The sequence below is a fragment of the Streptomyces sp. NPDC001153 genome, assembly GCF_053598315.1.
In genome coordinates this window covers 121,620-146,715 of the sequence record NZ_JBSFJZ010000027.1, presented here as the reverse complement: position 1 = coordinate 146,715, position 25,096 = coordinate 121,620, and the positions used below count along the sequence as shown (strand labels likewise).

The following is a 25,096-nucleotide window of genomic DNA, read 5'->3' as shown; positions in this document are numbered from 1 at the left end:
CGGCAAGCTCACCCGCATCTACCGGCCGCAGACCAACGGCAAGGTCGAACGCTTCAACCGCACCCTGCTCGACGAATGGGCCTACCTGCGGCCCTACGCCAGTAACGACGAACGCACGGCCGCCCTGGCAGACTTCCTGCACACCTACAACCACCACCGCTGCCACACAGCACTCGGCGGCCACCCACCGATCAGCCGTGTGAACAACGCTTCAGATCAATACACCTAGGCTCTGAGGTTGGGGCACTCCCTGACATGGGGGCCCACGACCAGTAGTCGTGGAGCCCCCATGTCAGGCCCGCGGATGCGCGCCTGTGATCAATGGTGGTTGGAGCTGAATCTGTCGTCGATGTCTGGGATCCAGAAGCAGATCTCCAACGTCTTCAGGCGGTCCCAGTGCCGCACACGGCGCCCGTGTCTGACTGCTGCAGTCAGGCTCACGAGTAGCAGTGCCGCGCAGCATCCCGCCAGCACACGATCGGATCCTACGACGAGCTCGATCACCGCGATGAAGAGCGCGAAAACCAGGGCGAGGGCCGAGTTCCGCAGCATCAACGCGACGCCTTGAAGCCGAGTGATCTCGCCCGCTGCCTCCTTATTGTGGAGTTCCACCGCAGCCAGCAGCAGAGATGTGTCAGTGCGCACGAAGGCTCGGTCCCGGGACTCGGGCACTCTGGCCACGAAATCGAGACGAGCGTCCTCGACACCCCGGTTCCAACGCGGTGCCACCTTGTCCAGGAGGGCACTCAGCGGATAGGCGAGATGCCCCAACAGGTAACTGGCAACGCCGACTCCGACCACCTGTAGCGCTGACGGTGCCGAGGCCAGACTTGTGAGATCGATGATCTGCAATCGTGTGAGCACGTAAATGATCAAGGATAGGTGTAGTACTCCTGGTATCCCGTAGGTGAACAGATCGAAGAAACCCACAGCTAAGGTCACGAAGCTCCCCCTTGACTCTCCAAAGCCCCTGACTCTAGTGAGTAGAGGCCGGGCGTGGTTCTGATGAGTCGAGAGCTTCCCTGCCTGGCCATGATGCGAAAGCGCCGCGAGCACCGCTCAAGTCGAGCATGGACGAGCACGCTCGGTTCGGGGGGGCCCGAGGTCGCCGCCCGCGCCCAACCGCGAGCGAAGACGGCATCAGTCGGCTCAACTGCCGTGAGAACGTGACGGTGGCCCGTACCCTGCTCGACCATGCCGCTACCGAGCTGGGTCCCCGCCCCTTGGACGCCTTCCACTTCACCAGCGCCCTCACCCTGGGCCTGGAAGCCCTCCCCGTCCGCCACCGCCCCGCCACCCACGCCGCCCTGACCGCCGCCGGGTACACCGGAACCGACCTGTGGCGGTACATGCACCGCATCCTCCCCGCCGCTGAACTGCCCCGCCTCACCCACTACGACACAGAACCCGCCACCCCCGACACCCGCCGCCTCCTCGTCACCGAGGACGGCAACACCCTCGCCGACGCCACCATCGGAACGCCCGTACCGGGCACCGGGGTTCTGTGGTGGATCGGGGTTGAGCCCGCCGCACGCGGCCGGGGACTCGGCCGCGCCCTCCTCGGCACCGCACTGGACGCGCTCCACCGCATGGGCGCCACGGACGTGATCCTGTTCGTGGACGACGACGCGCCCCCCCCGCGCGACGACCGGGACCGGACCGCCGCCAAAGCTCTCTACGAGTCGTCAGGATTCGAAGAAATCGACCGTCTGTACTCATTCACCATGTGAGTCGGGGGTTGCGCGAGACCGTCGGCGAGATTGATGGTCTGCGGGGGAGTGCCGGTTGCACCTCGTCGTCTGGGCGTCAGTGGCGCAGGTGCGGTGACCTGGTCGTTGACGCTGACGGGTGGTGCTCACTCGTTGCTGGCATGAGTGACGAAGGGCCATGTCATTCTCACGCCGACCACCAGGTCGTCGCCACCGTGCTGCGCGACCCGGCTCGGCACATCGGGCAGGTCTACGAGCTGACCGGGCCGCGCTCGTTTGACATGACGGACTGGCCGCGGAATTCTCTCGGGCGCTGAGCCGACCGGTGTCATACGTTGACGTGCCGCCGGACAGGTGGGAGTGATCGAGACGGCAGAACGAGCGCGCAACGGGTATGTCGTCCTGGGCGAGTTCGGCTTTCCAAGCCGCAGCCGAAGTAGTTCTTGCCGTAGATCAGCGTCTGGCCGGCTGGGCGGCGACGAGGTCCCTGACGTCGCTTCAATCAAGCCGAACTGTCGCTCGTCCACGTGACACCAGTCCCGTAGGCGATGAAGTTCACGCTGCTGTACCCACCACCACCGCCCGGTGGATGAGCGGGGGAGGTAAAGCCAACGCCCAGTACCGCGTCATAGCCAAGGTTGTACGCCTCGATCATGAGGGCTTCGTAGGCGGCGTCCATCGAGGAGCGCGCGGTGCCCCAAATGACTTTGACCTGTGTGAACGGGCGCGAGTCATGGCAGAGTGTGCTAGCTGTGACGGTTGCCAGTGCCCTTTCACGAAGCTCTCCGGCCGCCTGCCGCCTCTTGCGTGCGTTGTCCATCCACTTCACGATCCGATTCTGAGCGTACTCAGTTCAAATGTCACGACCAGAGATCGGCAACACCTGGAGCCGATCATCTAGACGTCGCGTGAGGGGACACGGGCTGCGAGTTCGGCGGCGAAGTGGGGGCCTGGGCGCCCCAGTCGTGATCGGTCGTGCCGAAGTGCTGCAGGACGTCCAGCAACTGGTGCGCCTCCGTGAGAGTGAGAAGCGGCAGGCGCGGCTCGTAGGCCTCTGGTTGGGAGGGCTCCTTGGGCGGTGTTCCGGCACGCCTGTTGACGAGAGGAACTCCGTATGTCTGAGCGTAACGCGAAACGCCGGCCCAAGCGCCCGTTCAGCCGGGTCAGGCGAAGCGCCGAAACCATCCGTCATCTGCGGAAACGGATCGGCCTGCAGGAGCAGAACCTGCTGGGCGAGTTCATGCAGGGAGCGGCGTACAAGCTCGGCAGTGGTGCCGTGAGCCTGATCATCCTGTGGTGGGAGACCCGTCACTGACGTCAGGGGCAGCCGACTCAGGCGAGCCTGCCGTGCCTCAGCAAATCCGCCGTTCATGGGAAGGTCTTTCGCGAGGGCAACTCGCTCGACCTCCTTGCTGGAGGTGCGCCGTGCCCGAGGCAAGCTCTTTACGGGCCTGGGGGAAATTGAGCTTCGGGCGTGCTGGGCTGGTGGGTGATCAGCAGGTGGTGTCGCGGACGAGGACGAGTTCGGTGCTCGTCCGTCGGTGGGTGGCCCGCTGCGCGGATCGGTCGGAGACGAGCGAGACGATCGCGAGATGGGTCTCGGTGTAGGTGTCGCGGCGTCCGTGTGGCCGTCTCCATGTCCGCCAAGGCCGTAAACCGGTGGACAGCTCTCCGGCTCTGGGTGAGCATCACCGCGATGAACAACGAACCTCTCTCCGCCCCCAAACGCGTCCGTTTCGTCGAGCTCAGTGCAAAGGCACTGCGGGCGCTTGCTGACGGTGACCTCGCTGGCGGCAGCGCCGAGGCCGGGGTCGCCCTTGACGAACACTTCGTCGGTGAGCGAGCCCGCTGGATCTTCGGCTACCGCGCCGACCAGCTCGCCAAGGACCCCTCTGCCGCGCCCTGGATCACGCGTGCCGCGGTGTCCGAGCCGGACGGGGTCGTCGTTGGCGACGCCGGGTTCCACGGGCCGCCGGATGAGGCCGGCATGGTCGAGGTTGGCTATACCGTCGTGCCCGGGTACCGCCGCCAGGGCTATGCCCGCGCCATGCTGAGGGCGTTGCTCGTCAGGGCCGCGGCCGACCCCGACGTCAGGACCGTGCGCGCCAGGATCGGATCCGACAACACCGCCTCCCTGGCGTGCATCGAGGGCTTCGGCTTCACGCGCATCGGCGAGCAGGGGGACGAGCGCGACGGAATCACGATCATTTTCGAGGTTCCGGCAGACGCCATTCAGGCCGGGTAGCTTTACGGTCTCGGCGGACATGGTGATCGTCCCGGTCGGGCCGTGACATGAGAAGGGCCGTACGGGTTGGGTGAGTTGTGAAGCTGACCTGGGCCCGTACGGCCTGTTCCCATCCTGCCCTGTCCGGCGTCTCACGCGCACATTCCGGCGAGTTGTTCGCCGAACTCGCCACGGCATGGGAGGCTGCGCGGCAGTCCGCGCTCCGCGAGGCCCGGGGCGGGGAGCGTCGGAGGGCGGAGGGTGCCGGCAGAAAGCCCAAGCTGGTCTTCCTCGATCGGCTGCTGGTCACCCTGGTCCATCTGCGCCATCAGTTGCCGCATGTGGTGCTCGCCGAGCTCTTCGAGGTGGATCGCTCCACCGTCTCCGCGGCCATCCGCCAGGTCCGCCCGCTGCCGGCAGCCCGTGGTTTCGCTGTGCGCGACCGGCCCGGCCTGCGGCTGAAGACGCTGGAGGACGTCTTCGCCTACGCCGAGGCGGAGGGCGTTGAGCTGCGGCTCGACGGGGCCGAGACCCAGGTCCGCCGCCCGCAGGCCGACCGTCCTGGGCGCCAGGCGTTCGTCTCCGGCAAACGCAAGCAGAACACCATCAAGACCACCACGTTCAGCGACGGCCAAGGCCGCCTGCTGCTGTCCGGCTTGGTCCGCCCGGGCCGGATGCACGACCAGACCGCCGTGCGGACCGAGAGCATTGCCGAGCAGTTCCGCACCCGTCCCGGGGTGAAGGCGAAGGTCGATTCCGGCTACCTCGGGCTGGCCAAAGAGTTCCCCGGCCAGGTCAGCACCCCACCGAAGAAGCCCAAGGACGAGGCGTGCGACGGTGACAAGCATGCCTGGCGCGAGACACGGCGACGGCAGTCCTCGGCGAGGATCTGTGTGGAGCACACCAACGCCGAACTCCGCCAATGGGCACCCCTGCGCCGTTTCACCGGACGCCGCGATACCTACGCCGAGACCCATCTCGCGATCGCCTCACTCGTCTCCGACCGATCCGCGCAGCGGGCCACCCGCCGCCGGACTAGCACCGAACTCGTCCTCGTCCGCGACACCGTCCGCTGATCACCCACCAGCCGAACCCAGGCCAGCACGCCCGAAGCTCAATTTCTCCCCAGACCGCCGTTGTCGACGGTCGTGTAATTCCCCACCAGGTGCACCACCCCCCTCACGTTCGAACGAGGCCGATGCCTCTTGCGGCTGGCGATTCGCATGTGGTTCGCTCCGGTCGGCTCAGCTGATAAAAGCTGGCTCGCGCCCCGTCTCGTGCCGCAGAATTCTCGACGTGTCAGACACGAGAACTACCGACGAAGAGACGCCGGACGGGCTGCTGGGCTGGTGCCTGGTGGCCAACGTCGCGCGAGAAACCGCGCGTGGCGAGAGCGGCCTCGACATCCAGCGCGGGACGAAGCACTTCCCCGCAGGCGCCCTGCTGTGGATCCCGCCCATGCGCTGGGACCCCGGCGACGGTCGCTGGCCTGTGGTGGGCCGGCACCGAGGCAACGGCCGCCGGTACGTCAACATGGTCGTGCGCGCGGATGACCTGGAGAACTTCCGGGTCAAGGGTGTCTACAGCGAAGGTCTGGTGCGCAGCCTCAACGGTCACGAGCACGACCCGGCCGCCCCCCGGACCCTGCAGAACCCGTGGTCCCGCGAGCGAGCCCAGAGCTGGGCGGACGGCCGGAACCAACTCCGGGAGGGCATCCTCATCGACGGCCAACGTCACCCGCGGATCTCCGTTCCCAACCCTCCGCCGGCAGAGCTCCAGGTCGGCGGTGAAATCCTGCACCTCGCCCACTACGGCCCCAGGGGGCCCCACTACAGTCGCATGCCCCCTCCCGTGGAATGGGTCCCCGCGACCTGAGCGGGGCGTTCGAACGTCAAGGCGGGGAAGGTGACGCCGCTGGTGGGGAATTACGTGACGTTCCACAGCCGCAGTCGAGGCGCGGGGGAGTGGCGGGATCGGCGGACCTCAGGCGCAGCCTGCCGTTGCGGTCGGGGGCCGATACCGGGAGTCGCTACAGTGCCGCCAGGGCGCCTTGCTGCGGGGTGGCATCAGCCGGGCCGATGCGTCCGGCGGGCAGCACAAGCCTGCACTCCACGGCGGCCGGCCGCGGACTGATCGCCCCCGTAACAGCGTCCGTCGGTCGACCCGCGCCGACCACCACAGGAGCGCGACACCGGCTACCGGCAGTGCGGCATCGATGAGCGCGGGCGCGCGGTGGCCGAGTCCCGCGCTGATCACTACTCCGCCGGGCCAGGCGCCGAGGGCGTTGGCGATGTTGAGGGCGGACTGAATCATGGCCGCGCCAAGAGTCACGGCGTCTCCCGCGGCTTTCATCAGCCGGAATTGGAGGTTGGTGACGAACACCGCGCCCGCCGCACTGATCAGGAACAGCAGCGGCAGGGCCCACCAGCCGTAGGGCACAACCGCCCAGAAGGCCCCCATCAGCACGGCCGAGCCGGCGCCGGCCAGCAGCAAGGACCGGTATACGGACCAGGAGGCGAGTTCTCCGCCGACCCACGTTCCCACGGTCATGCCGACGGGGCAGCCTCATCGCCCTTGTTACGTACTCGCCCCACACGGAGACGCGGGTAGGTCCCGATACGCCTCTTCACCTGGAAGTGCCTCCGACGGGTGCGGGAACAATGGCCTCAGCAATCCCTATTCTCGCTGGTCATGGGAACTTTCTGCTACGTGATCACGTGCTGGACAGCTCACCTCGTGAAAGCGCGAGGCTAGTCGGCGCGGCCCGTCGCTGCCACGGCCACACCCAAACCGATCATCGCGAAGCCGCCCGCCCCGCCGACCATCGACAGGCGGCGGTCCGAGCGGGCGAACCAGGAACGGGCCGCCGAGGCACCCAGTCCCCACAGGGTGTCCGTGATCATGCCGATGGCCACCGGGACCAGCCCCAACACCATCATCTGGAGGGGGACTCGGCCCGCCGAGTGGTTCACGAACTGCGGTAGCACCGCCGCGAAGAAGATGAGGCCCTTCGGATTGGTGAAGCCCACGAAAATTCCGTCCAGGACCGTGCGCAGATCGCTGCGCCGCTCACCCGCGGGGGCCTCCATGTCCGTCGCGCGCATCTCCTTGCGGTGCCGGAAAGCTTGCACGCCGAGGTAGACGAGATAGGCGGCGCCGGCCAGCTTCACGCCCGTGAACATCGCTGCGGAAGTCTCCACCAGCGTGCCCAGGCCCCACGCCACAGCGGTTACCAGGAGGTACGAACCGATCAGGTTGCCAAGGACGGTCGCGAGCGCCGTGCGGCGGCCGTGTGCCAGGGCCCTGCCGATCACGAACAGCACGCTTGGCCCCGGAATCACGATCACCACCAGCGACATCGCCGCGAACGCGAGAATGCTCTCCGTGGACACCATGCGTTTGCCACCTCCTGGATTGCCTTTCAGAGGTCATACAAACAGGTGGCGGACCGCTCGCTCTAGCCTCGCGCTTGCACGAGGCAGGGCGTCCTCCAGGTGAAGAGGCGTATCGGGACCTGCCCGCGTCCGCGTCGAGAGCGGCGGCTGCGGGGTCGTGTCCCAGGCCGGCGGTGGACTGCTGGTGGAGACGGTCCGCAAGTCCGGTCCCGATCGGGCGAAACACGCCGCAATCACGTGCGCATCAAGCGCATGTTGCAGGACTGCGACCCGGACTCCGTCAGCGCGGAGGAATGGAACGAACGTCGTACACAGAACGTCCGGCGGCACACCGGGGACGGGGACCGCTAGAGGTTGTCCCGTATGGGGCGTGAGTTATCCGGTGAGGGCCAGGTTGTGGAGCCGGGCGATGCCGAGCATGGCCTGGTGCACGCCGTGGCCCTTGAGCCGGCAGTCCCGCAGGGGCAGATTGTCGGGTGCGGTCATCGTGCTGATCTCCTTCGGGCTTCGACACCTCGAAGATCAGCCGGTGGCCGTTCATCTATGCGGGCATCATCCCGACGCCGGAGCAAACCCCCGGATCAGGTCGAACCCGTACACCATCTCCATGGACGCAACCCACCCGTGCTCACCCCTCCCGTGCTGACTTGGTGCTGACTACGCTCCGTTGTACTCGGACATCTTGTGGCTGATCGGATCGGCTTAGCACCGTTGCGAAGCCGGCCCGGCTTCGACGCCTGGCTCTGCGGCCACGGACAAGGCGCTGCGCCTGGGCGTGGTGCGCGTTCGTCCTGGCAGATTCTTGGTCTCCTTGTGGCCCCGCTTCTGACCTTCCGGGCGGGTGTGCTGCAGCTCTGGCGTCGGCACCGTTGTCCTCGGGTTCTCCGCCCTGCGCCCTCGCGTCGAGTGCTCGGCAAATCGGGCCGGGGTCCTTGGCGACCAACAGTCATAGGCTTCGCCCCTGCAAAGTCGAACGCTTTCCGGGAGGTGTCTGAGGCGATGCCTGCCCCCGCCGAGGGGCGCACGGGCTTCTCGTCCGCAGGCTGTTCATGGTCGCGGAAGCTGCGACCTGTTCCGCCTGATGGACGCTGCCGACCGACATCGTCCGCCCCCTGCAGGCCCGCGAGGTGCGGGTGGACCGCGAGACGCTCGCCCTCGGGTACGCGGGCGTGTACTCCGGTTTCCTCCGGCACGCCGTTGCCGCGGCGCGCCGTCACGGCCTGGACACCCGGGCGATCCTTGTCGAAGCCGTGCCGGCGCAGGATGGTCGGCGGCCAGGCGGGCATGATCACGGACATTGCGCTCGACCTCGCGGCGGTCGGTTGCGCCGACTGACGCGAGTGATCGGTGCGGTGGCTGTGGCGGCCCGGCGGGGCCGGTGCCACCGCTGTCCACGTCAGAGGACGGACGGCCATATCAGCGGCTCGTGTCGGCGTCACCTTCGTCATTCGGAGGGCCTTCCTGTCTCCTGTCGCCCGGAGGGGAGCCGTCCCCGTGCTCTTCCAGCAGCTCGAGGAGCGCGGCGTCCGCTCTTTTCTGGTCTTCCTTCGTCAGCTCGACGGGTGCGTTGTTGTAGACGGTGTAGCGACCTGGATCGATGATGTTGGCGGCCCTCAAGATGAACGTCAGCAGGGGGCGCCACCCCTTGCGGTGGCCGACCCGAACTTGTAGCTGGGCCTTGTAGTCACGGGCCTCCGGGAGGAATCCGGAAAATGGTGCCTCGAACTCTAGGAAGAGTTGTTGCGCTTCTCTGCCGGGCACGACGAATCCGGCGGGCAGCTTCGCCTCCTCGTCCGGCCCCGGTTGGAGGCGGGACGGGGAGGATACCCACAGGAGTGGCAGATGAGAGGCGGGCTCATCGGGGAAGGTCAGGATGAGGTCCTGCACGACGATCGGTTTGGGACCGGTGTTGTGCAGGACGAGCGGCAGTCGTAGGCGTGCCGTGGAACCGTGGACGATCGCCGCGAAGGAATGAGGTTCCCACGCCTGCAGGCGTCCCTGTCGGGCGTTGAGCCACCAGAACGACGCGACGGTGAAGAGCAGTGCGCAGGCTGATACCACACTGGCGCCGGTAAGCGATGAGGACGCGATCTGATCCGCCGCGACCATCAGCGGAACCACAGATTCAGTCTGCCAGCCCCGCCGTGGGCTCGCTAACAGGACGAGTGGCCGCCAACGGTCTCCCGGAACGGGTCAGAGGCCGGCGAGGAGTACGAGATACCAGGCGACCAGGGCCGCGCATGTCACCGCGGGGAGGAGCTTGGGCAGCCCGTCGCCCTTGCGTACGTGCGTGGTCACGGCACCGGCGAGCAGCATCAGCAGCCCGATACCGGCCAGCCCGCCGCACAGCGGTACGACCGGACCGAGGGCCACGCCGATGGCGCCCGCCAGCTCCAGCCCGCCGATGACCCGGTAGGCCGCAGTGGTGAAGCCGGCGTGGGCGGCCAGCTCGGGCATCGGACCCAGGGCCAGAATCTTGGCCGCGCCCAGCAGGGCGAAGATCAACGCGATGAGACAGGTCAGCAAGGCGGAGAGGATCACGAGACGCCTTCGGGGGTGTGCGGACGACGGGCCTGGCGGCGTTCGGCGCCCAGGCCGGCGAAGTGGGCGATCAGGTCGGGGTTGTCGACCGTGGAGGGGTTGAGGACCTGCTCGGCGGGTGCGCCCTGGAGGAGGCGCTTGACCGGGACCTCGAGCTTCTTGCCGGTCTTCGTGTGCGGGACGGCCGGTACGGCGAGGATCTCGTCGGGGACGTGGCGGGGGGAGGCGCCGGTGCGGATCGCGTCGCGGATCTTCTCGCACAGGGACTCGTCCAGACCGACCCCGTCGGCGAGGACCACGAAAAGCGGCATCCAGTAGCCGCCGTCGGGTTCCTCCGCACCGATGACGAGGGCCTCGGCGATCTCAGGGAGGTGTTCGACGATGTCGTGGATGTCGGCGCTGCCCAGGCGTACGCCGTTGCGGTTGAGCGTGGCGTCGGAGCGTCCGTGCACCATCACCGAGCCGTGGGAGGTGAGGGTGATCCAGTCGCCGTGCCGCCACACGCCCGGATAGGCGCTGAAGTAGGCGTCGCGGTAGCGGCTGCCGTCCGGGTCGTTCCAGAAGTACAGCGGCATCGACGGCATGGGCCGGGTGACGACCAGTTCGCCGACCTGGTCGACGACCGGCCGTCCCGTGCCGTCGTACGCCGCGAGCGCCACGCCGAGGTTGGGAGCCGACAGTTCACCCGCCCACACCGGCGTGGTGGGGGCGCTGCCGGCGAAGCCGGAGACGACGTCCGTGCCGCCGCTGGTGGAGGCCAGCTGGACGCCTGCGCCGACGTGGTCGCGGACCCAGGGGTAGGCGGATGCGGGCAGCGCGGAGCCGGTGCAGCCGATGACGCGGACAGACGAAAGGTCGTGCGTGCGGGGTTCGACGCCCAGTTTGGCCATGGCCAGCAGGTACTGGGGGCTGGTGCCGAAGACGGTGACCTTGTGGCGGGCCGCCAGCTCCCACAGGACGTCCGGGCGCGCCACCGGCGCGGGGCTGCCGTCGTAGGTGCAGGTGGCGGCGCCGGTCAGCAGGGTGGAGACGACCAGGTTCCACATCATCCAGTGGGTGGTGGTGTACCACAGCAGGCGGTCACCGACGCCCAGGTCGCAGTGCAGGCCGAGGATCTTGAGGTGTTCCAGCAGGACGCCGCCGTGCCCGTGGACGATGCCTTTGGGCAGCCCGGTGGTGCCGGAGGAGAAGACGATCCACAGCGGGTGGTCGAACGGCACCGGGGCGATGGCGAGGTACTCGGCGCGGCCGGCCGCGTCCTCCCAGGGAACCGTCAGCCTCGCGGCCCGGGTCGCGGGCCACGCAAGGCCCAGGTGATCCACGAGGACCGTGGCCTTGAGCGTGGGAAGGGCGGCGGCGAGGTCGAGGGAGGCTGCGCGACGGTCGTGGCGGGTGCCGTTGAAGAGGTAGCCGTCCGCGGTGATGAGCACGCTCGGTTCGAGCTGGGCGAAGCGGTCGGCGGCGGCCTTGGGTGCGTAGTCCTGGCCGCACACGGACCACACCGCGCCCAGGCTGGCGGTGGCGAGGAAGGCGATGACGGCGTGGGGGGTGTTGGGCAGGTAGCCGACCACCCGGTCGCCCTGTCCGACGCCCAGGTCGCGCAGGGTGGCCGCGACGGAGGCGACCTGGGCGCGCAGCTGCCGGCCCGTGATCTCGTAGGTAGCTCCGGTCTCGTCCAGCGCGGTGATCGCGGGGGCGTCCGGGTGCAGGTTGCGCAGTGCGTGGTGGGCGTAGTTGAGGGTGGCGCCGGGGAACCAGCGGGCGCCGGGCATGGCTTCCTCGGCCAGCACCCGCTCGTACGGAGTGGTGGCGTCGATGTCGAAGTACTCCCACACCGCGGCCCAGAATCCTTCCAGGTGCGTGACGGACCAGTGGTGCAGGGCCTGGTAGTCGGTCGGGTCCGGAATCCCTTCGGCGCCCTGGTGCCGGGCGGCCCAACGGGCAAAGTCCGCGATGCGGCTGCCGGCGGCCGCGTGGGGGTCGGGCGGCAGGAAGGGCTCCGGACAGGGCGTGGAGTGCGGGGTGGTCATGGTGTGGTGTTCCTCGTCAGGGTGCGGGCCGGGCTTCGGCGGGGCGGCGGGCCGTGTGCAGCAGGGGAGCCCAGGCGGCGGCGTCGGTGAAGTCGCCGGTGCCGGTGGGGACGGTGTCCATCACGACGCGGTCGGGGCGCAGCAGGACGGCGTCCGCCCGGCCGCGTGCCAGCCAGGCGGCCAGCGGGCCGTCGTCGTCCAGGTCGCCGACATGGATCACGGATGCGCCCAGGGCCGTGGCCACGCCCGTCATCCGTGCCGTGGGCGGCAGGGCGGTCAGCACGGCGAAGGAGTCCCCGAGTATGTCGTCGAGGCGCTCTCGCCTGCCGTCGACGATCACCCAGGGTTGCGGGCAGAAGGTGCCGGCCAGTGAGCGGCCGGTCAGCCGGGGGCGGCGTCGTACCAGCGGATTGGCGGCCAGGGCGGGGCTGAGGTCGCGGCTCACCGCCGCGATCACGCCGGGGATGCGGCAGGCCGCGCCCACCACGGCCCGGCGGATGGCCGCACCGCGGTCCTGTCCGCCGGTCATGGCCCAGCCGACGGCGACCGCGAGACGGATCATGTGGCGGGCGTGCGGCTTGCGCTCCTGCTCGTAGGTGTCCAGCAGCCGTTCGTCTGCGCCCTGCTGGAGGACGCGGGCGAGTTTCCAGGTGAGGTTGCGGGCGTCGCGCAGGCCCGCGCACAGGCCCTGCCCGATGAAGGGCGGGGTGAGGTGGGCGGCGTCGCCGAGCAGGAAGACGCGTCCCCGGCGCCACCGGTTGGCGAGGCGGGCCCGGAAGGTGTACTGCGCCTGCCGGATCACCTCGAAGTCATCGTCCTGCGACCCGTCAGACGGCAGGTCCACCCAGGGGGCGACGAGCCGGCGCAGGCGTTCCAGCCCCTGCGGGCCGTCCAGGGGCTCGCCCTCGGCCAGCCGGAACTCCCAGCGGTAGCGGTCCTCGCCGACCCGCATGTAGGTGGCCGGGCGGGTGGGGCAGCAGATCTGCTCGGCGCCTTCCCAGGTGCGCACCGGAAGGCTGGTGCGGACGTCGATGACCCGCCAGCTCTCCTCGAAGTGCAGGTCCTCCCAGACGGCGCCGATGGCGTCACGGGTGATGCTGCCCGCTCCGTCGCAGCCGAGGACGGCATCGGCCCACAGGTGCTCCTCCTCGTCGCTGCCGTCACGGCGGAAAGTGACCCGGACCGGACCCGTCGGAGCGTGTGATCCGTCGGTGTCCTGGGTGACCGACACGACCTCCAGCCCGCCCCACAGCTCGCACTCGGGGCGGCGCTTGAGGGCGGCGCGCAGCAGGCGTTCCAGCTCTGGCTGGTCGAACATGCTGGTCTGCGGGAAGCCGTGGTGGCCGTGCAGGGAGCGCGGGAACTCGGCGATCACGCGGCGCCGGGGGTCCAGCAGCCGCAGGCCCGGTGCCGGGCGCGCGACGGCGGCGAACTCCTCGTGAACGCCGACGCTCTGGAGGATCCGGCGGACCTCGTCGTCCACGACGACGGCTCGCGGCAGGGGGTAGATGTCGCTGTGGCGTTCCAGGAGCACGCTGGGCACTCCGCGCTGGGCAAGCAGGAGCGCGGCGGTGACCCCCACGGGCCCCGCGCCGATGATCACCACCGGCCTTCGGTTTGCGGCGCTCACCTCGCGTCCGCCACAGGGGTCCGCTGCTCGCCGAGGTCGATCCGCCCGTCCGGGGTGGCGATCGTTGCGGTCACGACGTCACCTGCACGCAGGTAGAGGGGGTTCTTTTCCTGCCCCTTGAAGAACGCCTTCCACTTCACCGCGGGAGGGAGCAGCGCACTGATCTTCGCGACCGGTGCGGGCGGAGCCTTCAGTGCGGTGCCGCCGGGGGTGCCGGTGAGCAGCAGGTCGCCTGGGTCGAGGGTCTGGAAGCGGGCGAGCAGGGTGAGGGCCTGAGCGGGCCGTACGATCATGTCGGCGAGGGTGCGGTCCTGGCGCGGTACGCCGTTGACGTTCAGCCGCAGCCGCAGGTTCAGCAGGTGGGTGAAGTCGTCGGGCTCCAGCAGGGCCAGGTACGGGCCCGTCGGCGTGAAGGTCGGGTAGGACTTGCTCTCGTAGAACTGGGTCTTGGTCAGCTGGACGTCGCGGGCGCTGACGTCGTTGGTGAGGACGAGCCCGGCGACGTAGCGCGGGAGGTCCTGCTCCTTCACAACTGTGCCCACCGGCAGGGGTGCGCCCATGACGAGGCCGAGTTCGACTTCGTAGTCGAGGAAGTTCACGTGTGCCGGGCGGACGATCGTGTCGTGCGGGCCGCTGACCGAGCCGGACGCCTTGCGGAAGAAGGTGGGCGGTATGTCGCCCGTGAAGCCCGAGTCCTTGGCGTGGCTGCGGTAGTTGACCATTTGGGCGACCACCCGGCAGGGGGTGGTGACCGGGGGCAGCGCCACCAGTTCGGCGACGGGTGTGCCGCTCTCGCCGGAGGCGGCGGCCTCGCGGACGGCGGCCCGGTCGGCGAGCAGTTCGGCGGTGGTGACCGCCTTGGTCTCGATGCGGACGGCGCGCTCGTTTCGGACGGCCCACCAGCCGTCGGGGGTGCGCAGCACGTTGGTGCTCATGAGCTCATCGCTTTCATCAGGCCCAGCAGGCGTGCGGGGTCGAGTTCGTTGTCGTCGCGCAGGGCCGTCATGACCTCGCGGAGCTTGGCGGGGGAGGGGTTGGTGCCCAGGAAGTCGCGGGTGACGGGCGGCCCCCACTGGGCCAGGCCGCTCGCCGACATGGGTGCCCAGCCGGGTTCGAGGTCGCAGGCGAAGAGGTCGCCGTCGGCGAAGTGCTCCAGCATGAAGCGGTCGGGGTCGCGCCAGTAGTCGAAGAGTTGGCTGCCCTGGATGTGCCGGCCGATTCCCCAGCTGCGCTGGTAGCCGCGCTCGGCGAGGTACTCGCCGCCGGCGGCGATCGAGTCGAGGTCGGTGACCTGGTAGGCGGAGTGGACGTAGCCGGTGCCCGGCCCGAGGTGCAGGGCGAGGGTGTGGTGGTCGACGGCCAGGCTGCCCTGGTCGCAGCGGATGAACGCCATGGTCGGCCCGCGCTGGCGTTGCCCGTCGAGGAACAGGAAGTCGGACACGATCATGCCGAGGGTGTCCAGGTACCAGTCCAGGGTGCGGGTGAACGTCCGTGTCTCCAGCACCACATGGCCGAGGCGCTGGATGCGGGACGGCTCACGGGGCGGGCGCTGGGTGGTGTTCGTACGACGGCCTTCGATGCCGGTGTTGAGGATCAGCGGCTGCTGCTCGGGCAACGCGGGCAGCGGTTCGGCGCAGTGCACCACCCGGACCGGGAGTCCCGAGGGATCGAACAGGGCGACCGACCGGCCGCCGCCGGGGACGTCGATGTCCCGGACGGTGTGTCCGACGGCGGCGGCCAGCCGGTCCACATCGGTCCGTTCGGCCGCGCGGAACGCGGGCCCGAGGAAGCGGGAGGCGCGACCGCGCCGGATGACCATGCAGGGCGAGCCCGCGAACGTGCCGCGCAGCCACAGCTCGTGATCGGTGCGGGCGGCGATCGCGAAGCCGAAGTCGCGGGCGAACACCTCGGCCCGGTCCAGGTCCGGCTTCTCGAACTCCAGCCAGGCCAGATCCGCCACTTTGATCACGGGATTCCGGGCTCGTCCGGGGTGCTCACCGCGTAGGGCGCCCTGCTCACTGTGGAGGTCTTGGTGGGGCGTCAGAGGACCGCCCTTGTTAACGGGGATGTGGGACATGGTGTCCTCCAAGCAACACTGCCGTAATGAGGAAATCATCAACTCTGCCGTTTCTCATCGTCAATAGGTGCAGCCCAAATAATTGAGGATCTCATCAGTAATGGCAGGGTCATCGTTGCGGCGGTTACACTGGGCCGTATGCCGACGTCAGCCCCGCCCAAGAACCGCTTCGAGCGACGCCGTGCCGAGACCCGCCAGGCGCTCGTCCGCGCGGCCCGGCAGATCCTCGCGGAAACCGGGGACACGAGCGCGAGCATCCAGGCCATCGCCGAGCGCGCCGATGTCGGCTTCGGGTCCTTCTACAACCACTTCGAGTCGAAGACGGAGCTGTTTGACGCGGCGGTGACGGACGCCCTGGAGGAGTTCGGGCAGGTCATCGACGCGCGCGTGGAAGGCATCGACGACCCGGCCGAGCTGGTCGCGGCCGGCTTCCGGCTCACCGCCCGGATGGCCGACTCCCACCCGGAACTCATGCGGATCCTGCGCGACCGCGGCTTGGTCCACATCCACTCCGACCGCGGCCTCGCCCCACGCGCCCTGCGCGACCTGGAGATCGGCATCGCCTCAGGCCGTTTCACCTGCGGCAACGCGACCACCGCCCTGTCGGCCCTGGGCGGCACCCTGCTGTCCCTGGTGGCTCTCCGGCTGGACCGCCCGGACCTCGACGGCGATGAGGCCGCCTCCGACCTGGCCGAGATGGTCCTGCGCATGCTCGGCCTCGCTGCGGACGACGCCCACGAGGTCACCCGTCGCCCGCTGCCCGATCTCGCCCGATGACCTCCTGCACCTGAAGCGCGGCCTTTTGTGGTGCTACGCCGGCGGCGACGAGGAACGCGGTTGCCGCGGCCTCACCGGTGGGGTCCGACCACGGGCATGCGGCGTTCTCCTCGGCGAGGGCCAGCATGAGTGCCTCCAGTGCTTGGGCGAGGACGGGTGCTGGAAGGTGGTCCGCGAAGACGCCTTCGCGCTGACCGCGCCGTAGGGTTACGACGGCTTCTGCGCGGGCCGGCGCCAGGATGGTGCGGATCTCGTCCTCTCCCAGATGGCGCCGTCTCAAGGCGATGAGCACGCGATAGTGGTCGCCCACCGTCCATGCCGCCAGCACCATCCGTGTCATCGCCTCGACCGGGTCGGCATCCGCGGTACGGGCTCCGGCGAACGCCTGCCGGAGTTCATGGCCTGCTTCCTGTGTCAGGTCGGCGATCAGCGCATGCCGGCTGGGGAAGTGTCCGTAGAGGGTGCGCCGGGCGACGCCGGCCGCCTGAGAGATGCTGTCGAGACTCGCGTCGGGGTCGTCGCGCAGTTTCTGCCGGGCGGTCGCGAGGATGCGTCGGCGGTTGGAGTGAGCGTCCTTGCGCTGCAAGGTACGGCCCGGGGTGTCGGTCGTCTGCATGGTTCTGTCTCTCCGCGGTTGCCGGAAAGCCGTGGGCGCCGGTGTTCCCTCACGCACCGGCGCCCACTCACCCCTGCCCAGGGTGGCTTGTTGTCCTGCTGACGGGCGTCAGGGGACGAGGATGAGGCGGATGGGGTCGCCGATCTTGTTCTCGAGACGGTGGACGGCGTCGGCCGCGTCGATGAGCGGGATGTGGTCGGTGATGGAGGGGGCCAGGTCGAGGCGGCCGGCCGCGGTCAGCTGCACCAGCTCGGAGACGGACTCGGGGAAGCCGCCGTAGTGGCCGCGCACCTGCTTCTGCAGGTAGTTGAAGGTCAGTCCCTCGGTGATGGTCAGTGGCCGGGGTGTGATGCCCACCAGGATCAGGGAGCCGCCCAGGCCGAGGACGGAGGCGGCCTGGTCGCGGACGGCGGGGACGCCGGCGCAGTCGAAGGCGAAGTCGAGGCCGCGTCCGCCGGTGGCTGCGTGGATCTGGTCGGCGAAGTCGGGGGCTGCCGGGTCGAGCGCGAGGTCCGCGCCGAAGGCCAGGGCACGCTCGCGGGCGCTGGGCAGCGGGTCGACGGCGATGATCGGGGCGGCGCCGACCAGGCGGGCGAGGCGTACGTTGTGGGCGCCGACTCCGCCGACTCCCCAGATGCCGACGGACTGGGCGGCCCGGACGCCCGCGGTGGCGACGACGGCGGCGTAGGGGGTGGAGACCGCGTCGGGGATGATCGCGGCCTGGTCGAAGGGGAGGCTGTCGGGGATGGGGATGAGGGTGTCCTCGCGGGCGATGACGTACTCGGCCCAGCCGCCGTCGTAGTCGATGCCGGCGGTGAGCATCTGGGTGCAGGGGCGGTGGCGCACGCATCCGGCGCACGTGCCGCAGGTCTTGCCGGCCTCCAGGGTGACGCGGGTGCCGACGGGCAGGCCGCGCTTGAGGTCGGGGCCGAGCGTGTGGATGACACCGGAGACCTCGTGGCCGACGGTGATGGTGTCGGAGGTGGCGAACAGCGGGACGAGGGAGCCGTCGAGCAGGTGGACGTCGGAGAGGCAGACGCCGGCGGCCTTGACCTCGATGAGGACCTCGCCCGGGCCCGGCACGGGGATCGGGACCTCTTCCACGGCGAACTTCTTGCTGTCCAGGTGGAAGCGTCCGGCGAGCATGGTGTCCATGAAGATCTGCTTTCGGTGAGCGGCACCGCCCGGCGGTTCGGGCCGGAGGGTGCCATGTGGTGTCTGGAGGGCTTGTGGTGGCCGGGAGGCGTGGGGGGTTGCAGGACGGGGCCGCACGCCTCCCGGCGGCTGAGGGGCACACGCCTTGACGGCGTGCGACGGTCAGGCGAAGACGTCCTGCTGGTAGCGCTCGTCCGCTTCGAGCCGGGCGAGCCACTGCTGGGCGGCCTCGTCGTCGCAACCGGTCTTCTGGCGGTGGATGGCGGCGAGTGCCTCGCGGACGGCGGGGGCCATGCGGCGGCCGTCACCGCAGACGTAGATGTACGCGCCGTCCTCGATGGCCTGCCACACCGTGTCGGCCGCATTCGCGATGGCGTTCTGCACGAACCGGGCCGGGTGGCCGGTCACCGCGGAATAGGCGGTGTGGATCCGCGCGATCCCGGCCTGCTCCCAGTCCTGCATCTCCTGCTGGTAGAAGTAGTCGTGCTCCGGGTGGCGGCAGCCGACGAAGACCTGCGACGCGCCCACCTGGGTGCCGTTCGCGTGCTGGGTCGCCCGCTCCTCCAGGAAGCCGCGCAGCGGCGCGATGCCGGTGCCGGGGCCGATGAGGATCAGCGGCGTGGCGGGGTCGGCGGGCGGGGCGAACGTCGGGGATGGGACGCGGACGTAGCCGTAGACGACGTCTCCGGGCTCGAGGCCCGCGATGTACGCGGAGCAGGTGCCGCGGTACTGGCCGTCGCCGGACAGGGCCGGGCCCTCCAGCAAGCCGACGGTCAGGCGCACATGGCGCGGGTTGGCCGACGGGGCGGAGGAGATGGAGTAGAAGCGCGGGCGGATGGGGCCCATCATCTCCAGGAACACCGCCAGCGGCAGCTCGACGGCCGGGAAGCGCTCCAGCAGGCCCAGCACCGAGATGCGCTTGCCGAGGATCTCCTTCTGGTAGCGCTCCTCGGCTTCCTGGGTGTCGGCGGTGTACGCCTGGAGCTGCGGCCGGGTCCACGGGCACTCGGTGTGCTCGGCGAGCGTCTGGATCTGGGAGCGGGTGGCCACGTCCTGAAGCTCCAGGAACTCGGTGAGCAGGATGCCGGCGGTGACCGGGGTGCCGACCGGCAGGTGGGTGCGGCCACCGGCCGGCTGGTCGAGCCGGAGCACCTGGTCGTAGTCGACGCCGAGCCGCCTCAGGGCGCGCTCCACCAGGGCGAGTTCGTTCTTGGCGAAGACGGCCAGGTGGTTGCCGGTGTCGTAGGTGACGCCGTCGGGCAGCTCGAAGGTGATGGACTTCGCCGACGGGCGCGGCGGCTCGATCTGGAAGTCCCACAGTCCGGTCGCGTCGGCCACCAGCTCCTCGTTGGCCACCACCGTGAGCGCGTACGCCTGCTCGGAGACGATGGCGGGACGCACGTCGGACTCGGTGAGCAGCTGGACCTCGTAGCGGGGGCCGCTCGCCTGGGAGGTGTCGGCGGCGTACTCCTCGGCCAGAGTGGCCCACAGGGTGTTCATCCACCGCGTGGCCATGCCGTCGAAGTCACCTGCGGCGTCCGCGATGCCGCGCTCGACGACCGGCGTGGCGCCGGCCGCCAGCAGACCTTCCTCGATCCGCTTGGGGAACGCCTGGTAGGTGGCCACCCACTGGGTGTTGCCGGCGCCCAGCAGCGCGTACCGCACATTCGCCAGCGAACCCTCGGGCAGCCCGGCGGCGAGCAGGTCGTCGAAGCGCTGGGCGTTGTCGGGAGCCTTGCCGTTGTAGCTGGCCGCCACCACGGCGAGCAGGCCCTCGGAGGGCAGGTTGTCACCCAGCTCGTCCAGGCTCACCAGCGTGGTGCCGAAGCCGGAGCGCTCGCCGCGGTCGGCGATGGTGCGCGCCAGGTCCTCGCAGGAGCCGAGGCTGGAGCCGTAGGCGACGGTCAGGTTCACCCCCACACCGCTGACCGCTGCCTGCGCCTGCGTGTCGCCGGGCTGCAGGTCCGCGGCGCCGAAGACGGTCCGCTGGTGCTCCTGACGGCGCCGGACGATCAGCTCGAAGTTGCCGGGCTTGCGCGTCAGCGCCTCCCGCACGTCCATCGCGTAGTCGCTGGTGTCCGAGAACTTGAACTTCTGCAGCACCAGCGTCAGGGCCAGGCGGGCCTCGGTGAGCGCGAACTGCCGGCCGATGCAGGCACGAACGCCGTTGCCGAACGGCTTGTAGGCGTGCGGGTGCTGCTGGACGCGGTTCTCCGGCAGCCACCGGTCGATGTCGAACTCGTCCGGCCTGTCCCACGCCTTGGGGTGGGTGTGCAGCGGGCCTTCAAGGATGCTGACCCGTGTGCCCTTCTTCAGCTCGTAGCGGCCGCCGATGACGGTGTCCTCGATGGGCGCCTTGGCGATCATCGGGATGGGAGCCCACAGCCGCAGGGTCTCCTCCAGAATCCGCGGGATGACGTCCAGCTGCATGATCGTGTCGTAGTCCGGCACGGTGTCACCGGGCAGCAGGCGGTCCACCTCGGCGTACGCCTGGGCCAGGACGTGCGGGTTGCGCATCAGCGAGTAGGTGGCGAACGACAGCAGACCACTGGTGGTCTCATGACCGGCGATCAGGAACGTCAGCACCTGGTCACGCACGTTGTCGACGTCCAGCCGCTTGCCGGTCTCCGGGTCGGTGGCCTGAAGCATCAGGCCCAACAGGTCGTCCTCACCGCTGCCCTTGCCCTCCTGGCGCTCCTTGATCACGCTCTCGACCAGCTCGCGCATCACCTGGATGTTCTCGCCGTACTTCTTGGCATCGGCCCTGCGCAGCTTGGTCATCATCGGCAGCTCCTGAGAGCGCCGCATCGACTCGGTCAGCGCGCCCAGCATCGCGTTGAGGAACGGGTGCAGCTCCTCCTTGTCGAAGGAGTCGAACCGGTAGCCGAACCCCGACAGGGCGATGGTGTCCAGCGTCAGGCGGGTGTAGTCGTCGGTGATGTTGACCGGCTGACCCTCCCGGCGCTCCCACTTGCCCGCCAGGTTCTGGGCGATCTCCAGCATCTGCCCGAAGTAGTTCCTCATGGCGCGCTGGCTGAAGGCCGGCAGCAGGATCCGGTGTGCCCTGCCCCATTCCTCTTCGTGCTGGTGGGCGGTGAACAGGCCGGCGCCGGCGAAGTCCCGGATGTGGTGCAGCGGCGTCTTGTCGATCTGCTTGAAGAACCGCGTCTCGTCGCTGACCTCGGCCACCAGGTCCGGGTCGTAGACGAAGACCTGCTCGATGCCGGCGATGTCCATGCCGTAGATGCCCTCGGGGAACTGCTTGGACAGCTCACCGAAGTACTCCACCGGGTTGGTGTCGGGGATCTGCGGCGTGTGGCCGAGGAGGGGGATCCCGCGCGGGGACCGGATGGGGTGAAGGTCGTTCGCGGAGTGCGTGGTCATGTCTTGCTCCTCTGCGGAGGGGGGAGGGGTTGGGCAAGGGCGCGCTGCGTAGGTCGATGCCGTGGCGCCGTACGGAAACATACGCTGTATGGAATTGGAACCATACGTGGTACGGAAAGTGGAGTGCAACCCCGGGAGTCCAGGTAACGCTGTGGTGAAGCTCATTTCCATACCGTGTACGGAACTGGTACCGTACGAGGTATGGAAAAGAAGGTGAGACGTCCCCCGCGGGGAACAAGGAAGAGAGACGTGCCTCTGACGGAGGCCGGGATCTATACCGCCGCCCTGCGGCTTATCGACGAGGACGGCGTCGAGGCGCTCACCATGCGCAAACTCGCCACCGAGCTCGACGCGAACCCGATGTCGCTGTACCACCACGTGCCGAACAAGGAAGCCGTGCTGCGCGGCGTGACGAGAATGGTCGGAGCGCAGTTCCGCACCGTGACACTGGAGGACGCTCCCTGGCAGGAGCGGATCCGTCTGCTCGCCACGGACTTCCGGACCCTGGCGCACCGTCACCCCAAACTGCTGGCGTACTCGTTCAGCCACCAGCCGGACTTCATCCAGCCCAACGACCCGTTCTGGACCGCCCTCACCGCCATCGTGGCCGCTGCCGGTGTGCCGCAGTCAGAGGTCTCGGAGATCGCCGCGCTGATGGTCGCCGTCGTCATCGGCGTCCTCACCGCGGAACTCAACGGCGCACTCCACCAGTGGTCGACCCTCAAGCCCCACGGCCCTGAAGCCGACGAAGACGGGGCCGCGGACGCACACCCTGGCTCTACGGGTGCGGCCCCCGAAGGCCCTGACCAGGACCACATGTTCCGTCTCGTGATGGACACGCTGATCACGGGCCTGGAAAGCCGCCTCACCGCCGGTCGTGACGGCTGGCACGCCGGCCATTGAGCCAGTCAGCCTGAGACGCTGCGCCCCAGGCGCTGGCGGCTGAGGCGCGCCCGCAGTCGGGCGATCTCAGGCTGCGACACACGGGAGCCACCCCGTCACATCGGGTGAGACCGCCCGGCGGGGCGGCTCCACATCCAGCCTCTACACGGCAGCCGTATGCCGACGCTGAACCGTGCAATGACCATGGTCGTTGGCTTGTTCCTGGTCTCCCTCCTGAGGGGGGAGACCGTCGGCCTCGTCGAGCTGAATCACCCACGTCATCCGTTCACCGAGGCGGCTACGCCGCCGAGTGCTCCCGCCCGTGAGCGCGAAGTGTCGCCCCGTATCGGATGAGACCTACCCGATCTCTCGATCCGTTCTTTTCTCTCTTCCTCCATCGCCCATTCGCTTCCTCCATCGCCCATTCGCTGTCCGGAGGGCTGCCCCCATGTCCCAGAACGCCACCGTCGTTGCTTGCGGCGCCGAGACCGCAGCTGAGAATGTGCCCGACCTGTCGCACCGGCGTCGCTGGTGGATTCTGTTGGTCATTTCCCTGTCGATGCTGATGGGTGTCCTCGACGGCACCATCGTGAACATCGCCCTGCCGTCCGCCCAGCACGACCTGGGCTTTTCGGACGCCGACCGGCAGTGGGTGGTCACCGCCTATGCGCTGGCCTTCGGCAGTCTGCTGCTGCTCGGCGGCAGGGTCGCGGACCTGGTCGGGCAGAAGGTGACGTTCCTGGTGGGTCTGGCCGGCTTCGCGGCCGCTTCCATGGTGGCAGGCGCGGCGAACGGTTTCGCCATGCTCGTCGTCGCGCGCGCCGTCCAGGGCCTGTTCGCCGCCCTGCTGGCCCCGTCGGCCCTGTCGGTCCTGATGACCACCTTCACCGATCCGCGCGAGCGGGCGAAAGCTTTCACTGTCGCGGGATCGGTCGCCGGTGCAGGCGGAGCCATCGGCCTGATCCTCGGCGGCGTGCTGACCCAGTACCTGGACTGGCGCTGGACCATGTACGTCAACGTGATCTTCGCGGTGGTGGCGTTCGTCGGCGGGGCGGCCCTGCTGCACCGCACCCCGCGCGACACGTCCTCCAGGCTCGACGTCCCCGGCACTCTGCTGGCCTCCATCGGACTGTTCTGCCTGGTGTACGGGTTCTCGAACGCCGAGACGCACGGCTGGGGCTCAGTGGCGACCTGGGGCATGCTGGCGGCCGGTGCTGTACTGGTGGCCGTCTTCGTGTGGTGGCAGAGCAGGGCGGCGTCTCCGCTGCTGCCCCTGCGGGTCCTGCTGGACCGTAACCGCGGTGCCTCCTTCGCCGCCCTCTTCGTCACCGGCGCGGGCATGTTCGGCGTGTTCCTGTTCCTGACCTACTACCTGCAGCAGAGCCTCGGCTACAGCGCTCTGAACACCGGCTTCGCCTTCGTGCCCCTGATCGTGGCCTCGTCGTCCGCCTCCGCCGTGGCCAACAACGTCCTGGTGGCGCGCATAGGACCGAAGCCGGTGGTCCCGCTGGGCATGGCCATTGCGGCCGCCGGGCTGATCTGGATGACCAAGCTGGACCTGAACAGCGGATACGTGACGCAGGTACTGCCCCAGCTGATACTCGTCGGCATCGGGCTGGGCACGGTCATCGCGCCCGCCATGAGCCTGGCGACCTCCGGAGTGGCGGCCGCCGATGCCGGCGTTGCGTCGGCCGCCGTCAACACGCTTCAACAGGTGGGCGGCTCCATCGGCATCGCCTTGCTCAGCACGATGGCATCCGACGCCACCACCGGCTACCTCTCCGGCCGCAACCCCAAGAACCCCGGCGTCCTGGCTCAGGCCGGCCTCGCGGGCTATTCCACGGCCTACTGGGGGTCGGCGGCCGTCTTCGTCACCGGCCTGGTCGTCACCTCCCTCCTTTACCGCCGGGGTGTGCCCCAGCAGAACGAGAACGCCGCACCTGTCGTGCACATGTAGCGGGACAAGCAGTGCTTTGAGGGCCCGCCTTCGAGGGGGGCGAACAGACTCTTTGCGGCTCCCCTCCCCTGCTCAATGGATGTCCCATAGTGGCTGCGACTCGGGTTCTATCAGCGGAAGGTGTACCAGGTGGAAGATCGAACAGATCCGCGTCTATTGCGCAGTCGTCAGGCCATGGTCGCGGCGGCCACCGCGTTGCTCACGGAAGGTGGGCTGGAGGCCGTGACACATCAAACGGTTGCGACTCGTGCCGGCGTCGGCAGGGCAACCGTCTACCGGCACTGGCCGAGCCTTCTCGACCTCCGCCTGGCCGCGCTGGAGGCCGGCATGCCCCCTCTCCCTCCGGTACCCGAGGAGCTTCGGGCCGCTTCGGGCAACGATCCGCGAGCGGAGCTCATTTACCGTCTGAACGTGCTCGCCGAGCGTTGGGACGACGAGCAATCGGGGGCCGTCCTTGCCGCGGTCCTCGGGGGCTCACGGCACGACGAAGGCATGCGCCGCCTCCGGGAGTCACTGCTGAACCAGATCGCCGACGCCCTGCGTCCCGCGGTTACCACAGCCGTCGAGCGCGGCCAGCTCCGGCCCGACGTCACCCCCGAGACATTTGCCATGGCCACCGCCGGGCCGCTGTTCTTCGAGCGTTTCTTCGTCGGGAACAACCTGGGGCGCGACACCGTGGACGCCGTCGTGGACGCCGCTTTGCGAGGTTGGTCCTAGTG

At 69.0% G+C, this 25,096-nt stretch carries 23 protein-coding genes and 3 pseudogenes; 12 read left to right on the top strand and 14 right to left on the bottom strand.

All coding sequences use genetic code 11. From position 1 onward, the window contains the following. Positions 1-229 (top strand): integrase core domain-containing protein (locus ACWDEN_RS28765; protein WP_450860601.1); only part of this gene is annotated, 229 nt, incomplete at its 5' end. A gap of 89 nt (positions 230-318) precedes the next feature. Here ACWDEN_RS28765 and ACWDEN_RS28760 read toward each other — a convergent pair. Continuing rightward, positions 319-942 carry a hypothetical protein gene (locus tag ACWDEN_RS28760; protein WP_450860599.1) on the bottom strand — a complete coding sequence of 208 codons (624 nt, stop codon included), beginning with the start codon at positions 940-942 and terminating at the stop codon, positions 319-321. Between the two features lie 224 nt (positions 943-1,166). Here ACWDEN_RS28760 and ACWDEN_RS28755 point away from each other — a divergent pair, with 224 nt between their 5' ends. After that, the gene (locus ACWDEN_RS28755) at positions 1,167-1,730 is read left to right on the top strand and encodes a GNAT family N-acetyltransferase (protein ID WP_450860597.1); all 564 of its coding nucleotides are present in this window, start codon (positions 1,167-1,169) and stop codon (positions 1,728-1,730) included. Between the two features lie 481 nt (positions 1,731-2,211). Here ACWDEN_RS28755 and ACWDEN_RS28750 read toward each other — a convergent pair whose 3' ends face one another. Then, the gene (locus tag ACWDEN_RS28750) at positions 2,212-2,538 is read right to left on the bottom strand and encodes a hypothetical protein (protein ID WP_450860595.1); all 327 of its coding nucleotides are present in this window, start codon (positions 2,536-2,538) and stop codon (positions 2,212-2,214) included. 285 nt (positions 2,539-2,823) lie between these two features. Between ACWDEN_RS28750 and ACWDEN_RS28745 the strand changes: the two genes are divergently transcribed. From ACWDEN_RS28745 to ACWDEN_RS28730, 4 genes are all read left to right on the top strand, one after another. Next, entirely contained in the window at positions 2,824-3,024 is a 201-nt protein-coding gene (locus ACWDEN_RS28745) for a hypothetical protein (RefSeq protein WP_351602316.1), read from the top strand. Between the two features lie 381 nt (positions 3,025-3,405). Beyond that, on the top strand, positions 3,406-3,954 hold the full coding sequence (locus ACWDEN_RS28740; RefSeq protein ID WP_351602314.1) for a GNAT family N-acetyltransferase: 549 nt from the start codon (positions 3,406-3,408) through the stop codon (positions 3,952-3,954). A 77-nt stretch (positions 3,955-4,031) separates the two neighbouring features. After that, a complete protein-coding gene (locus tag ACWDEN_RS28735) occupies positions 4,032-5,009 on the top strand; it encodes a transposase family protein (protein WP_351602311.1) in 978 nt (325 codons plus the stop codon). A 220-nt stretch (positions 5,010-5,229) separates the two neighbouring features. Next, positions 5,230-5,808, top strand: a complete 579-nt coding sequence (locus ACWDEN_RS28730) for a hypothetical protein (protein WP_351602308.1) — start codon at positions 5,230-5,232, stop codon at positions 5,806-5,808. Between the two features lie 108 nt (positions 5,809-5,916). Here the strand turns inward: ACWDEN_RS28730 and ACWDEN_RS28725 are convergent, their stop codons facing one another. Further along, positions 5,917-6,426 (bottom strand): hypothetical protein, encoded by a 510-nt coding sequence (locus ACWDEN_RS28725; protein ID WP_450860592.1) that lies wholly within the window; start codon positions 6,424-6,426, stop codon positions 5,917-5,919. 257 nt (positions 6,427-6,683) lie between these two features. Continuing rightward, entirely contained in the window at positions 6,684-7,328 is a 645-nt protein-coding gene (locus ACWDEN_RS28720; protein WP_351602302.1) for a LysE family translocator, read from the bottom strand. A 99-nt stretch (positions 7,329-7,427) separates the two neighbouring features. Here ACWDEN_RS28720 and ACWDEN_RS28715 point away from each other — a divergent pair. Further along, positions 7,428-7,566, top strand: a pseudogene (locus ACWDEN_RS28715) (IS1380 family transposase); the annotation flags it as partial. Positions 7,567-7,703: 137 nt separating this feature from the next. Here the strand turns inward: ACWDEN_RS28715 and ACWDEN_RS28710 are convergent. After that, positions 7,704-7,790, bottom strand: a pseudogene (locus ACWDEN_RS28710) (IS5/IS1182 family transposase); the annotation flags it as partial. A gap of 601 nt (positions 7,791-8,391) precedes the next feature. Between ACWDEN_RS28710 and ACWDEN_RS28705 the strand changes: the two are divergent. After that, positions 8,392-8,663 (top strand): annotated as a pseudogene (locus ACWDEN_RS28705) (4-hydroxy-2-oxovalerate aldolase); the annotation flags it as partial. A gap of 81 nt (positions 8,664-8,744) precedes the next feature. Here the strand turns inward: ACWDEN_RS28705 and ACWDEN_RS28700 are convergent. From ACWDEN_RS28700 to ACWDEN_RS28675, 6 genes are all read right to left on the bottom strand, one after another. Further along, positions 8,745-9,449 carry a hypothetical protein gene (locus tag ACWDEN_RS28700; protein ID WP_351602300.1) on the bottom strand — a complete coding sequence of 235 codons (705 nt, stop codon included), beginning with the start codon at positions 9,447-9,449 and terminating at the stop codon, positions 8,745-8,747. A gap of 72 nt (positions 9,450-9,521) precedes the next feature. Beyond that, positions 9,522-9,869: a DoxX family protein gene (locus tag ACWDEN_RS28695; protein WP_450860590.1), complete on the bottom strand. Its 348-nt coding sequence runs from the start codon at positions 9,867-9,869 to the stop codon at positions 9,522-9,524. Continuing rightward, on the bottom strand, positions 9,866-11,899 hold the full coding sequence (locus ACWDEN_RS28690) for an acetoacetate--CoA ligase (RefSeq protein ID WP_450860589.1): 2,034 nt from the start codon (positions 11,897-11,899) through the stop codon (positions 9,866-9,868). The genes ACWDEN_RS28695 and ACWDEN_RS28690 overlap by 4 nt, the downstream gene beginning before the upstream one ends. A gap of 16 nt (positions 11,900-11,915) precedes the next feature. Then, positions 11,916-13,529 (bottom strand): bifunctional 3-(3-hydroxy-phenyl)propionate/3-hydroxycinnamic acid hydroxylase MhpA, encoded by a 1,614-nt coding sequence (gene mhpA / locus ACWDEN_RS28685; RefSeq protein ID WP_450860587.1) that lies wholly within the window; start codon positions 13,527-13,529, stop codon positions 11,916-11,918. Beyond that, entirely contained in the window at positions 13,526-14,464 is a 939-nt protein-coding gene (locus ACWDEN_RS28680; protein ID WP_450860586.1) for a fumarylacetoacetate hydrolase family protein, read from the bottom strand. Before ACWDEN_RS28680 ends, mhpA begins: the two co-directional genes overlap by 4 nt. Further along, on the bottom strand, positions 14,461-15,606 hold the full coding sequence (locus ACWDEN_RS28675) for a VOC family protein (protein ID WP_450860584.1): 1,146 nt from the start codon (positions 15,604-15,606) through the stop codon (positions 14,461-14,463). Before ACWDEN_RS28675 ends, ACWDEN_RS28680 begins: the two co-directional genes overlap by 4 nt. A gap of 138 nt (positions 15,607-15,744) precedes the next feature. On the opposite strand from ACWDEN_RS28675, the gene ACWDEN_RS28670 reads away from it, so the two are divergent. Continuing rightward, positions 15,745-16,383, top strand: coding sequence for a TetR/AcrR family transcriptional regulator (locus tag ACWDEN_RS28670; protein WP_381315000.1), 639 nt, complete (start codon positions 15,745-15,747; stop codon positions 16,381-16,383). Here ACWDEN_RS28670 and ACWDEN_RS28665 read toward each other — a convergent pair. From ACWDEN_RS28665 to ACWDEN_RS28655, 3 genes are all read right to left on the bottom strand, one after another. Continuing rightward, positions 16,349-16,999: a TetR/AcrR family transcriptional regulator gene (locus tag ACWDEN_RS28665; protein ID WP_450860582.1), complete on the bottom strand. Its 651-nt coding sequence runs from the start codon at positions 16,997-16,999 to the stop codon at positions 16,349-16,351. The genes ACWDEN_RS28670 and ACWDEN_RS28665 overlap by 35 nt on opposite strands. A gap of 108 nt (positions 17,000-17,107) precedes the next feature. Beyond that, entirely contained in the window at positions 17,108-18,154 is a 1,047-nt protein-coding gene (locus ACWDEN_RS28660; protein WP_351602277.1) for a zinc-binding dehydrogenase, read from the bottom strand. A gap of 162 nt (positions 18,155-18,316) precedes the next feature. Next, on the bottom strand, positions 18,317-21,538 hold the full coding sequence (locus tag ACWDEN_RS28655) for a bifunctional cytochrome P450/NADPH--P450 reductase (RefSeq protein ID WP_450860580.1): 3,222 nt from the start codon (positions 21,536-21,538) through the stop codon (positions 18,317-18,319). Positions 21,539-21,787: 249 nt separating this feature from the next. On the opposite strand from ACWDEN_RS28655, the gene ACWDEN_RS28650 reads away from it, so the two are divergent. The 3 genes from ACWDEN_RS28650 to ACWDEN_RS28640 all read left to right on the top strand — a co-directional run bounded on the left by ACWDEN_RS28650 (position 21,788) and on the right by ACWDEN_RS28640 (position 25,094). Continuing rightward, positions 21,788-22,441, top strand: a complete 654-nt coding sequence (locus ACWDEN_RS28650; protein WP_351602271.1) for a TetR/AcrR family transcriptional regulator — start codon at positions 21,788-21,790, stop codon at positions 22,439-22,441. Between the two features lie 427 nt (positions 22,442-22,868). Further along, entirely contained in the window at positions 22,869-24,377 is a 1,509-nt protein-coding gene (locus ACWDEN_RS28645; RefSeq protein ID WP_450860578.1) for an MFS transporter, read from the top strand. A gap of 120 nt (positions 24,378-24,497) precedes the next feature. Then, positions 24,498-25,094, top strand: a complete 597-nt coding sequence (locus ACWDEN_RS28640; RefSeq protein ID WP_351602265.1) for a TetR/AcrR family transcriptional regulator — start codon at positions 24,498-24,500, stop codon at positions 25,092-25,094. The last annotated feature ends 2 nt before the right edge of the window (positions 25,095-25,096 follow it).